The sequence below is a fragment of the Thermanaerothrix sp. genome (genome assembly GCF_056331585.1).
This window is the reverse complement of the sequence record NZ_JBWGPQ010000054.1, coordinates 1-11,572: the sequence shown is the minus strand read 5'-3', so window position 1 is coordinate 11,572 and position 11,572 is coordinate 1. Positions and strand designations below refer to the sequence as shown.

The 11,572-nt window shown below is 50.9% G+C and carries 11 protein-coding genes; 4 read left to right on the top strand and 7 right to left on the bottom strand.

Annotated features, from left to right (window positions below; translation table 11 throughout):
- Positions 1-4: 4 nt before the first annotated feature.
- The 4 genes from AC01YT_RS12950 to ptcA all read right to left on the bottom strand — a co-directional run bounded on the left by AC01YT_RS12950 (position 5) and on the right by ptcA (position 4,145).
- Entirely contained in the window at positions 5-394 is a 390-nt protein-coding gene (locus tag AC01YT_RS12950; RefSeq protein WP_476676061.1) for a hypothetical protein, read from the bottom strand.
- Positions 395-526: 132 nt separating this feature from the next.
- Entirely contained in the window at positions 527-1,624 is a 1,098-nt protein-coding gene (gene aguA, locus AC01YT_RS12945) for an agmatine deiminase (protein ID WP_476676059.1), read from the bottom strand.
- 26 nt (positions 1,625-1,650) lie between these two features.
- Entirely contained in the window at positions 1,651-3,072 is a 1,422-nt protein-coding gene (locus AC01YT_RS12940) for an APC family permease (protein WP_476676057.1), read from the bottom strand.
- Positions 3,073-3,125: 53 nt separating this feature from the next.
- Positions 3,126-4,145 carry a putrescine carbamoyltransferase gene (gene ptcA / locus AC01YT_RS12935; RefSeq protein ID WP_476676055.1) on the bottom strand — a complete coding sequence of 340 codons (1,020 nt, stop codon included), beginning with the start codon at positions 4,143-4,145 and terminating at the stop codon, positions 3,126-3,128.
- Positions 4,146-4,381: 236 nt separating this feature from the next.
- On the opposite strand from ptcA, the gene AC01YT_RS12930 reads away from it, so the two are divergent.
- The gene (locus AC01YT_RS12930; RefSeq protein WP_476676053.1) at positions 4,382-5,638 is read left to right on the top strand and encodes a lamin tail domain-containing protein; all 1,257 of its coding nucleotides are present in this window, start codon (positions 4,382-4,384) and stop codon (positions 5,636-5,638) included.
- Positions 5,639-5,640: 2 nt separating this feature from the next.
- Here AC01YT_RS12930 and AC01YT_RS12925 read toward each other — a convergent pair whose 3' ends face one another.
- Positions 5,641-6,120: an Lrp/AsnC family transcriptional regulator gene (locus tag AC01YT_RS12925; RefSeq protein ID WP_476676051.1), complete on the bottom strand. Its 480-nt coding sequence runs from the start codon at positions 6,118-6,120 to the stop codon at positions 5,641-5,643.
- Positions 6,121-6,207: 87 nt separating this feature from the next.
- The gene (locus AC01YT_RS12920; RefSeq protein ID WP_476676049.1) at positions 6,208-7,248 is read right to left on the bottom strand and encodes an SDR family oxidoreductase; all 1,041 of its coding nucleotides are present in this window, start codon (positions 7,246-7,248) and stop codon (positions 6,208-6,210) included.
- A 77-nt stretch (positions 7,249-7,325) separates the two neighbouring features.
- Here AC01YT_RS12920 and AC01YT_RS12915 point away from each other — a divergent pair, with 77 nt between their 5' ends.
- Positions 7,326-7,937, top strand: coding sequence for a TetR/AcrR family transcriptional regulator (locus AC01YT_RS12915; RefSeq protein WP_476676047.1), 612 nt, complete (start codon positions 7,326-7,328; stop codon positions 7,935-7,937).
- A gap of 14 nt (positions 7,938-7,951) precedes the next feature.
- Here AC01YT_RS12915 and AC01YT_RS12910 read toward each other — a convergent pair whose 3' ends face one another.
- The gene (locus tag AC01YT_RS12910; protein ID WP_476676045.1) at positions 7,952-8,557 is read right to left on the bottom strand and encodes a thermonuclease family protein; all 606 of its coding nucleotides are present in this window, start codon (positions 8,555-8,557) and stop codon (positions 7,952-7,954) included.
- Positions 8,558-8,773: 216 nt separating this feature from the next.
- Between AC01YT_RS12910 and AC01YT_RS12905 the strand changes: the two genes are divergently transcribed.
- Together AC01YT_RS12905 and AC01YT_RS12900 are read left to right on the top strand one after the other, a co-directional pair.
- Positions 8,774-9,976 (top strand): Gfo/Idh/MocA family protein, encoded by a 1,203-nt coding sequence (locus tag AC01YT_RS12905; RefSeq protein WP_476676043.1) that lies wholly within the window; start codon positions 8,774-8,776, stop codon positions 9,974-9,976.
- Positions 9,977-10,150: 174 nt separating this feature from the next.
- On the top strand, positions 10,151-11,383 hold the full coding sequence (locus AC01YT_RS12900; protein ID WP_424911350.1) for an ROK family transcriptional regulator: 1,233 nt from the start codon (positions 10,151-10,153) through the stop codon (positions 11,381-11,383).
- Positions 11,384-11,572: the final 189 nt, after the last annotated feature.

The window sequence follows — 11,572 nt, the reverse complement described above, 5'->3', positions numbered from 1 at the left end:
ACGGTTAAGACACCCCACGTCGCCCAAAAAGTATTGCTAGCATCGGCGCCAGACCAAGAAATAATACCCATATTACACCACCAACCTGGTTTAACCGCAATGGTTCAATCAAAACCATGAGCCCCCCTACCGCCAGGACACTTCCAACCCAGGCGCGCCAGAGACTGACCCGGAAACCCATTCGGCGCCATGTTAAATAGACCCCAAGGCCAGCACCCAGAGCAATGCCGATCAATGCTCCTAGTATTCCCAGGGCTAAATCCAAAAATCCAGCCCCTCCTTGCCAACGGCCAATCATCCCCCCTACTAAAACCCCTAAGATCATCAGCGTCAATTCTCCTAAAATTCCCCCGATGAAGGCTAATAAGTAGATTCGCCATTGATTTTTTGGCATCCTATCCACTCCAACTTAAGTGTTTAGCACCATTTTAGCATAGGCGATTCAAACCCACTGCCTTGGCCAAAAAATAGCCCTGGCAGGTGATTGCACCGTACCCCAGGGCTAAGAAAAGCGAACGTGTCCCTTTTAGGCCAACGGGCGCGGTTGCTGTTGCGTAATGCAGTGGATATTTCCCCCACCTAATAGGATCTCCCGTGCATAGACGCCAACTACCTTACGTTCCGGCATCAGTTCTTGAAGCGCAGCCAGGGCTGCCTTGTCATGAGGATCATGAAACACAGGTACCACAGCGCCGCCATTGGCCATATAAAAATTGATGTAAGATGCCGCAAGCCGGTCTCCTTCGCGCCGCGGCAATGTCCCTTCAATGGCATCTACCCATTCGCTTTCTTCTTTGGTTATATAGACTGGGTTGGGTTGATGAATTTTGTGTACCTGCAAGCGTCGCCCACGAGCATCCTTGGCTTGCATTAGGATCTCATAGGCTTCGGCTGAAATGTCATATTGCGGATCCTGCTTGTCATCCGTCCACGTCAACGCTAAAACACCTGGCCGGATGAAGCAACAAAGGTTATCCACATGGCCACTGGTTTCATCATTATAAACGCCGCGCGGTAACCAGATAACGGTTTCCACGTTTAAGTATTCACTCAAATACCGTTCGATCTCTTCGCGCGTTAAGTCGGGATTGCGGTTAGGATTGAGCAGACATTCCTCGGTAGTGATCAGTGTGCCTTCACCATCAACGTGAATAGAACCACCCTCCAACACCAACGGCGCCTTATAAACATCCACCCGTTCAATCTCGGCTACTTTTCGCGCAACCAGGTTGTCCTGATCCCACGGGAAGTATAAACCACCCTTTAATCCGCCCCAGGCGTTGAACTCCCAATCCACTGCGCGAATTTCGCGCCCATTGGTTACGAAGGTTGGCCCACAGTCGCGCATCCATGAGTCGTTATAAGACATTTCGACGACGCGCACCTCGGGAGGAAGCAGAGATCGTGCATTCAAAAACTGCGCCGCAGAAACACCCATCGAGACCGCTTCGAATTGAGCAATGGCTTTCGCCACCTCAGTAAAGGCACGCTGAGCCGGCTTGGCCCCCAAACGCCAATTATCCGGACGTTCCGGCCACAGCATCCAACACCCTGCATGGGGCTCAAACTCGCCCGGCATCCGAAAACCATCTTGTTTCGGGGTTGTATCCAATCGCCGTGACATGGTTCTACCTCCTTGATGCTGTTTTATTACTTGGTCTCGCTGGCAGGTTCAGCACGAAGTAAACGTTGGCGTCGTGCCACCAACACCTCTCCGATAACCAAGGTGATCAAAACCCCTCCTAGAACGGGGATCGCAAACGTCCAGTCAACCGGTTGCCCAGGCACCCACACGAAAAATAGAATCGCTTGGGTGATAAAAATCTCACACAACACCGTCAATATCCATGCCACTGAAGCACCGCCGGGCACTTGATAAGGACGAGACGTTGTATGATCGGTCAAACGCAGTTTCAAAAATGCCGGGAACATGACCAGGTAGGGGAGCAGAAAAACGATCGAACTAAACGCAAACAGGCTCCAAAACAGATCCTCCGCCGTGTTCGCAAAGAAACCATAAAGGATGATCACCGCGGTTGAGATGATCCCAGTGATAAGATAAGCCCCAAGCGGGGTTTTATTAGTTGGATGAAGGTAACCAAACACTTCCGGCAGAACACCTTCATGTGCTGCTTCGGCAGCACTGCGATTCGCCCCCATCGTCCACACCACCATATTGGTCAGGAAAGTGTATAGGGCACCGACCCCCAAAAGTGTCACCAAACCGTCACCCCAAGCACTATTACCGAGCAACACCCGCAAGGTATCAATAATGCCAGAAATTAACCCCAACTGTTCCAGCGGCAACGCCATTAACATCCCCAGTGTCCCCAGCAGATAGAAAAAGGCAATGAGCACACCGGCTGTAATGATCGCAATAGGAACATCCCGTTGCGGATTTTCCATTTCTTCGCCTGCTCCGGACATTAATTCAAAACCCATAAAATTGAACACAATCACGGGCAAAAACGCCAACCCAGCATCCAACGTTGGAAGCAGCGCACGGAAGGAAAGGTCATTAGCCACTCCGTGCTGCGAGGCATAATAGAACGCTCCCAAACCAATCACCAGGATAATCGTGATCTTCAAAATTGCCCCTATATTGGGCACCCACTTACCGACATCAAGCGCAATAATCCCGATACCAACCGTGATCCAAGTCATTAGGATTCCAATTCCAATCTGTCCCCAAAGCGGCAGATCCGGGAAAAACATTTGCGCGAACATACCGGCAAATAGGATATGGACAGAGGGCATCCATAGAGCCACATTCACCCAGTAAAGCCAGGTAACCCGCGCCGCCCAGGTTTCCCCAAAAGCTCGCCGCACCCAGGCGTAAATTCCTCCCTGCTCAGGATAGGTGGAACCCAACTCAGCAGTAATGAGCCCGTAAGGGATAAAGAAGAAGATGAGTGTGATGATCCACCAAGAGACTGCCGAAGGGCCAATTGCTGCCGCTGGCGCTAACGTATCCACAACCAAAATAGCCGCTACGGTGAACAAAATCATGTCAAAGCGCCTCAAGGTCTTCTTAAAGCCCCCTGATTTTTCTAATTGTTTTTCTCCTGTCATGATATTCCTCCCCAAAGGTGAATTTATCCAAGAACAAAAGAGAGGGATGGGCGTCAAAAGCCCATCCGCTCCGTTAAGAACGCCTGAATCCGCCCGCTGTGGTAAGCTTCCAACTCAGCGCTGGGTCGCTTCAATCGCGGATACACCAACCACACCAGAATTCCCTTTTCGGTGTGTAGCCGATTTTCAGCCTGATCGTAAATGATCGAGCGCTCAGAATCCATCACCTCATCCGTTACCTCCACCCCTCGCGAGGCCGGCAAACAATGCATAAATTTGCAGTGGGCTGGTGCATGCTTGAGCAGATCCATATTGACCTGATAGCGAGGCATAAAGGCTTTGCTGCGTTCTGGAATTTCGGCTTCCTGGCCCACCCACCACCATAGATCGGTGTAAATAAAATCGGCGTCCTTGACGGCTTCAACAGGATCTTCGGTAATACGTAAGGTCCCCCCCGACTCTCGGCAATTCTCTAAAGCCATCTTGACCCATGCCTCGGGGGGCTGGTAGCGTTTCGGCGCCACATGGGTAAAACGCATTCCCAACCGAGTGCAAATCAGCATCAGGGAGGAAAGAACATTGGTGGCATCGCCGATAAAAGTCACATGCAGATCTTCTAAGCGCTTACCTTCCGGCATGTGCTCCATCATCGTCAACACATCACATACAACCTGCGTCGGATGGTTGTAGTCGGTTAAACCGTTGATGACCGGCACCGTTGCCGCCTGGGCCAGACCCACAATGGTCTCGTGCTTCAATGTGCGCGCCATGATCACATCCACCATGCGCGAAAGCACCCGCGCTGTATCCGCCAAAGACTCACGCACCCCCAGGTGAATCTCACCCGGCTTAAGATAAAGAGCATGTCCTCCCAGCTCTGTCATTGCCACCTCGAATGAGACGCGGGTACGCGTTGATGGTTCTTCAAAAATCATCGCCAGACTGGCATCCTTGAGTAATTTGGGCGTACAACCCTGCTTATCGGCCTCTTTGATCAATCGGGTCAGACTGATCAAATCGAGCAACTCTTCTTTGGAAAAATCCTGGGTGTCAATAAAGTGTCGTAAAGTCATATGCGCCTCTCTTAAAAAATTCCGTTTCAGAATTATTTATTTCCGTTTACGTACATATGATAGCATATTTAACCATGAATATCAAGCCATATCGGAATTTTTATGATCAATATCACAACCCAAAGTGACTAATATCGCCGATCAGTGAAAATTGATCCCCCAAGTCGTTAGCGCTTTAGCCATTGTCACGGCAAAATTAATGTATGATTTTTCGCCATGCTAAAAGGTTTCAAAGGTTGATTCCTTTACCCTTGGGTCGCATCCTGCTAGCGGCCACTTTGCTAATTGCATCCATTGGAACAAGCATCGTTTCCGCTCAAGGACCCGGATGGGTGCGTGTCGCTTTTATCAATATCGGCCAAGGCGATAGCACCTGGCTCCACAGTGAAGATCAATACGACGTTCTCATTGATGGTGGACGATCCGCGGCTGGTCCAACGGTCGTGGCCTATTTACAAAACCAAGGCATTGATGATCTTGACTTGCTCATTATCACCCATGGCGACTCAGACCACATCGGTGGCTTGGTCTCAGTTTTACGTTCCACCTACACCATCGAAGCCGTGGCCGATAATGGGCTCCCGTGCTCAACCTCCATCTGCCAAACCCTCACTGCCGAGCTCGTCAAACGTGGCTTAACCCCCACCCCGCTGGTCGCTGGGCAAAGCCTCAACGCAGGGTTAATAAACTTGCATGTCTTAAATCCTCAGCCCATTCTGAGCGGCGATGATAACGAAGACTCCGTGGTCATCCGAGCCGTGCATGGGCAAATCGCCATCCTGCTTACAGGTGATATCAGTACCACTGCTGAAACCACGCTGATGGCCAACGATCTACCCCTTCAGGCACAGGTGCTCAAAGTTGCGCACCATGGAAGCAAATATAGCACGGGCGAGAACTTTCTGGCCACCGTGCAACCCACCCTCGCGGTCATCTCGGTCGGTGACAACTCCTACGGTCATCCTGCGCCTGAAACCTTAGATCGCTTGGCCGCCAGCGGTGCCCAAATACTGCGCACCGACCAAATCGGCACCATTATCCTGTATAGTGATGGCAACACCTTTCGGACAGCTCAGGCTACATATGCGGTGTTTCTACCCTTAGTCCTGAGAGAATTTTCCTCTCCTCCCCCGACCCCCACCCCAATACCCTTTCCTTCTCCACCTCCTTCACAGGTTAGGATCACCTATATCGAGTACAACCCACCTGGTGATGATGTTCAAGGTGAATATGCCGAGATCCAAAATCAAGGTGCAAACACCCAGGCTCTAACTAACTGGACGCTATCTGACCAAGCCGGCAATATCTTTACCTTCCCCGAATTCCTCATCGGTGGTGGTCAATCTGTTAAGGTATGGACAAAAGCCGGCTCAAATGACAGCCAGAATTTATACTGGGGACGCAACCAGGCCGTTTGGAATAACGACGGGGATTGTGCGCACTTGAAGGATCATAACGGGGGATTAATTTCAACCTACTGTTATCCGCCCTAGCGCTACTCCGCAGTAAAGTCCTCTGGGGGAGGCATCCATTCATCAATGTTGCGTAAGATGCGCGGCACGAGGGCGTAACCCTTCACGTGCACACCGGGTATAGCAGGTAGCCCACTGCGCAGGAATTCACGTAGTTGTTCGTTATTTTTAAAACGCACCTCAATCGAGAGATCCTGGGTACCCTGACCAAATGCTAAATACGATACTTCGGGCATCGCCAGCAAGGCTTGTATGACGGCTTGTTCCCGGTCAAGATCCACTTCCAGGAAAATATCGGCTGTAATCACATAACCAAAATAGTTGGGATCCACAATACAAGTTAATCGAATCGCTCCTGCTTCGACCATACGGTCAATGCGGTTGCGTACTGTGCGTTCGTTCAAACCCAGTTTGCGCGCAATCTCGGCTGCCGGCTTTCGGGCATCCATCTGCAATTCTTGCAGAATCCGATAATCAACCAGGTCAAAAGAATGGCGGCGCATCTATTTTCTTCACCACTTGCGGATTCCAACCACGTTGGATACTATAGCATTTCCGTTTTGGAAACGCAAGAGGGGATTTTGACCTAATTACCGAAATTGCGGTACCTCAACCAACCCCCGCCCCAGCAGAAGCGACCATTGAGATGTCCGTTTCTGCCAAAGCCGCCACCAAGCCACTGTATCGCGCAGGGTTTCTTCGATAACCCGCGTTTGATATCCCAGATGTTCTCGCGCTTTGGCTGAAGATACTCGAAAGGAATAGCTGACCGTTTCAATCGCATATGGGGTGAAACGAGGGCGCAAGTTAAACCACCGTGCTATTATCAAGTTTATATTGGCTATGCGAATTGCTAAATCGCGAGGAGACATCAACACCTTGATTGAGCGTCCAATTAGATCTCCTACCTTTGCTATTAAATACTTAATCTCGATCCAGGTACCTGAAAGCAAATAAACTTCACCTCGCTTCCCCTTTTCCGCGGCCAGAATAAGCCCCCGGGCAACATCTCGCACATCCACAAAATCAAACCCCCCATCCACAGCAAGCATAAGGCGTTGACGCATAGCTTGTCGCACCAAGCCGCCCATTTCCGAACCCAGAAAATCATACGGACCGATAATTCCGGTCGGGCAAACGATAACCCCGTCTAAACCTTCACGTGTGGCTTGCTGAACCAAAAGCGAAGCAGCCGCCTTTGAACGATCATAAATCCCTGCCGGATTTTCCGGATCAAACGGCAGTCGCTCATCCGCTGTCTCCCCTGCCTGCGGGCGCTTCAACGCGTGAATGGAGCTGGTATAAACCAGCCGCTTCACCCCTGTAACCAACGCTGCTCGAATCACGTTCTGCGTGCCTTCCACGTTGACCCGCCATACCTTCTCATCCATGCCAGGGCGAATGGCGATTAGACTCGCCAGATGAAAGACACAATCCACCCCCTGCATCGCAAAACGCAGGATATCTTCATCCAAAACATCCCCGGGCACTACCTCAACCGGCATTCCTTCTAAAGGCAATAGACTTTCACCCCGCAAGACCAGTGCCCGCACGCGCTCACCCCGAGCGACCAAGTTTCGCACCAAGACGTTGCCCAAATGCCCGGTAGCACCGGTTACCAGAACTGTCATCTCGACCTCCTCTTCTTAAATACCGACCAGTTGGTATAATTTTAATGGATTAACATCACACGTCAAGGAGATTCACCATGCCCAAACAGGAACGTGCCGAAGAAACACGACGACGAATTTTAGAGGCTGCCCAAGAAACCTTCGCCAGTCAGGGTTACCAGGCTACCAGTGTCGCCGAAATTTGCCAACGTGCCAGAGTAACCAAAGGCGCTTTTTTCTACCACTTTCCGACCAAACACGCCCTTTTTCTTGCCCTTTTGGAAGATTGGCTGTCTCAACTCGACCAATACCTAAACCCTGATCATTACCTTGGGAATAACGTTGCCCAAAGCCTGTATGCTATGGCTGATTTGCTAAGAGCCGGGTTAACTCAGGGGCGCGACTACTTGCCCATGTTTCTCGAATTCTGGCTGCAAGCCGCTCGCGATCCGGTGATTTGGCAAGCCACCATTGAGCCTTACCGGCGCTATCGCGCCTTTTTCGCTAATCTTTATCTCCAAGGGGTGAATGAGGGTTCCCTTCGCAACGCAGATCCCAGTCTTGCCGCCGTGGCTATGGTCTCTTTGGCTTTAGGTCTGCTTTTGCAAGGGCTAATGGATCACAAAAGCGTCAACTGGGAGGAAGCCGCTCCGGCTGCGTTTCGCTGGGTGCTTAGTCTTATGGCCCCAGATCCTAACACAACCCCCTGAAAGCAAACTGCCTATTAGGGCGTTGGTGCCCAAAGACCCAATCCTTCTTCTCGTGCCTTGCGCTCCGCCATACGAAATACCTCAGCACACGCCACATCCGGCGGGTAACGCAAAGCGTTAGCATAACCACCGCGTACTAATTCGTAATTAACAAACACCTCGCCAACCAAAACATAACGCAGAAGGCGGCCATAGCGATCGGTTTCACTTACGTCTTTGATTAAGGTGACCTCTTGCCCATCCACCAATGCCTGATTACGCGCCGCCGCCTCTTCACCGAAGTATTCAATCCGTATCGTACTTTCAGGAGTGTCTATCCCGATATAACGCACTTTAAATAACGATCCATTTATTTCGACCTCAACCGTATCTCCATCAACGACTTTGACGACTCTACCTTGTTCTCGCGTCGTATTGGTTGGCAAACAGGCTAAGGCACTAGAATCGGTGAAAAGAGGGATTGGTTGTGGTGTGGTGGTGGCCTCATCTAAAAGCGATTTTTCTTCGGGAGCCAAGGTCTCGACCAGAGCAAGCAAAAGCAACACCAGGATTGTGATGAGCAAGGTTACCGGTGATAGTTGGCGACTCCGAACAGAGCGAGAGAAAACACGTATGGGCATATCAGCTCCGGGATGCGTATATTTAGATTGATTCTTGTTGTATTGCTATTTTATAAAATTATACCGATTCGCCAATTGACACACCCTTCTAAGTTTCCTATAATAATTTTAATCTGCAATGTTCGAACATTCGGTCAGTATAACATTATAAAGTGATCCCATCCAATTACTCTCAATTCTCTCTTATATCCTTAATCAACATCAAAGGAGTGCCCCATGCATAAAATTACTCTCCTTGGAACCGGCCTAATAGGTCAGTTTTATGCCGCCAGCCTAATTGGTATGCGCAATCGTGATGAGATCAAGGTAGTCTATTCGCGCTCCCCCGAAAACGCGCGCAAGTTTGCCGAAAAATGGCACATTCAGCGTTGGACCACTGATCTTGCTGAGGCCATCTGCGATCCCGAAACCGATGTTGTCGTCATCGGTTTGCCCAATCACCTCCACAAGGAGGCCACGCTGCTTGCCGCTGAAGCCCAAAAGGCCGTTCTTTGCACCAAGCCCCTGGCGCGCACTGCCGAAGAAGCCTGGGAAATGTTAGAAGCGGTAGAAAAAGCGGGGGTATTTCACGGCTACTTGGAAGATTTAGTGTACACCCCGAAAACCCTCAAAGCCCTGGAAGCCGTACGTCAAGGCGCTTTGGGCAAAGTATTATGGGCACGCTCTCGCGAGACCCATGGTGGCCCCCACAGCGATTGGTTTTGGAAAAAGGAATTTTCCGGGGGCGGCGCGCTGATTGATATGGGCTGTCACTGCATCGAAATTGGTCGCAACTTCATCGGTAAGGAAGTTCGTCCCGTCGAGGCAATGTGTTGGGCCGATACCCAGGTGCATCCGATTGAGGCCGAAGACCACGCTATCGGTTTAATTCGATATGAAAACGGCGCCATCGGGCAATTCGAGGTTGCTTGGAACTTCCGTGGTGGCATGGACTTGCGTGATGAGGTAGCCGGTACTCAAGGAACGATCTGGCTCAATCATTGGCTGCGGACCGGCTTTGAACTTTTCACCGCAGTTGGACCCCAGGGTTACGTGGCCGAAAAGGCCGAAGGAACAACCGGATGGCTCTTCCCCGTCGGTGATGAAATCGGTGCATTGGGGTACGTGCATATGTTCCTCGATCAACTCAACGCTCTAGATCAAAACCGCGCCCCGATGGAAACGTTTTATGATGGCTACGTGGTGAACGCCATCACGGATGCATGCTACCGTTCCGTTCAAAGCAAACAATGGGAACCAATCCGATTGAAGGAATGGCGTGGTGGAGAGCAAGGTGTAACGCAGCAGGTCCTTGCCGAATATGATCCTGAACACTGGATTATTAAGACCGAGAAAATGCCCGACGGCAGTCTCAAATACATCCTACGCCACAAGCAAAGCGGTGAGATCACTCAAAAAATCGTGCCCCCGGCGAACTGAGAAACACGACAACCGGCAGAGATCTTTCCAAAAGTACCTCTGCCGGTTGTCAAACAAACCATACAATTATAGAACTTATCCAAAGAGAGCTTGAAAAATTAATACTTTTGCCACTTTACTTACAAAGTTGAATTTGCTATAATCAAAATACCATTCCCGCCCCGGGTTGTGCTCATGTCCCAACCTTCCCCTTATGTTCTTAGCCGCGCCGAGAAAATGATCGTGGATCTGCTCAGCCAACATAGTGCGCTCAGCCGCACCGAATTGGCCTGGCGCACAGGTTATTCTCGCGCCAAAATCGGCGCCGCTGTGCAAAGCCTGCTCGAGCGTGGTATCCTCGAAGAAGTGGGGGACGATGAGTCACGCGGTGGCCGTCGGGCGCGGCTGCTCAATTTCGCATCCAATATCGGCTATATATTTGGCGTTGACGTTGGAGCGACGAGTGTAGATATTGCGCTTTCCGATTTCACTGGCCGTATTCTTTCCCGTTTCGATACCCCTGCCGACGTGCGAGACGGGCCCGATGTCCTACTGGGTATGATTAAGGATCAAATGTTGATCATGCTACAGGAGGCGAGACTTGCCCCTGAACAGATTCACGGCATTGGCATCGGCGTTCCGGGACCAGTCGAGTTCTCAACTGGCCTTCTTATCGCTCCGCCGATCATGCCGGGTTGGGAGGCCTTTCCCATTCGCGAGTATTTCAATCGCGTTTTCACCCAGGCCATTGTCATTGTGGATAATGATGTGAACGTTATGGCGTTGGGTGAACTACGGCGGGGTAAGAACATCAACGCACAGAATTTCATCTTCATCAAAATTGGCACCGGCATTGGCTGTGGGATCGTATGTCAGGGCAAGATCTATCGCGGTAGCAGTGGATGCGCAGGTGACGTCGGACACATTTGCGTAGATTACAATGGCCCTATCTGTCATTGCGGCAACCGCGGGTGTGTGGAGGCGATGGCCGCTGGTCCGGCCATTGCCGCCAAAGCCATGCAGGCGGCTCAGGAAGGACGCAGCCCGATTTTGCAGCAGTTAATGGAGAGCAACAACGGCGTTCTGACCGCTAAGGATGTTGGCATTGCTGCTGCCCGTGGAGACCGGATTTCCATTGGCTTGATCCAAGAATCGGGCAAATTAATTGGTGAAATGTTGGCTGGGGTGGTGAATTTCTTCAACCCTAGCCTTATCTTAATCGGTGGTGGCGTCAGCAATATTGGTTATCAGTTGCTTTCCTCGATTCGTCAAGCCGTGCTTGCCCGATCGTTACCCCTTTCCACGCGAGACCTACGGATTGAATATAACTCCCTGCGTGGCGAAGCCGGAATTTATGGTGCGATATACCTGGCCCTGGAACACATTTTCACCACGTCTAACACACCAGGCTTTGAAGATGACGAGTGATCTCAACCGAAAGGAGGTGGTTTCAGTTCCTAGCCAACTTCCACGAAGCTTTTCTGATGTCCCCCTGTTTCTCAATTCCATTTCATAGGTTCTGTAAGGAGGAGTGAGACATGTCTGAACGAAAGTACCATCCCCTCATTTGGCTGGTTAGCCTGTTGGTCATCCTGGCAATGGTGCTAACGGCTTGCG

Bases quoted from the DNA above. Each gene is read 5' to 3' on its own strand.
- AC01YT_RS12925 (WP_476676051.1), bottom strand. From the start codon at position 6,120: ATGCGCCGCCATTCTTTTGACCTGGTTGATTATCGGATTCTGCAAGAA.
- AC01YT_RS12950 (WP_476676061.1), bottom strand. From the start codon at position 394: ATGCCAAAAAATCAATGGCGAATCTACTTATTAGCCTTCATCGGGGGA.
- AC01YT_RS12905 (WP_476676043.1), top strand. From the start codon at position 8,774: ATGCATAAAATTACTCTCCTTGGAACCGGCCTAATAGGTCAGTTTTAT.
- AC01YT_RS12910 (WP_476676045.1), bottom strand. From the start codon at position 8,557: ATGCCCATACGTGTTTTCTCTCGCTCTGTTCGGAGTCGCCAACTATCA.
- aguA (WP_476676059.1), bottom strand. From the start codon at position 1,624: ATGTCACGGCGATTGGATACAACCCCGAAACAAGATGGTTTTCGGATG.
- AC01YT_RS12900 (WP_424911350.1), top strand. From the start codon at position 10,151: ATGTCCCAACCTTCCCCTTATGTTCTTAGCCGCGCCGAGAAAATGATC.
- AC01YT_RS12915 (WP_476676047.1), top strand. From the start codon at position 7,326: ATGCCCAAACAGGAACGTGCCGAAGAAACACGACGACGAATTTTAGAG.
- AC01YT_RS12940 (WP_476676057.1), bottom strand. From the start codon at position 3,072: ATGACAGGAGAAAAACAATTAGAAAAATCAGGGGGCTTTAAGAAGACC.
- AC01YT_RS12920 (WP_476676049.1), bottom strand. From the start codon at position 7,248: ATGACAGTTCTGGTAACCGGTGCTACCGGGCATTTGGGCAACGTCTTG.
- ptcA (WP_476676055.1), bottom strand. From the start codon at position 4,145: ATGACTTTACGACACTTTATTGACACCCAGGATTTTTCCAAAGAAGAG.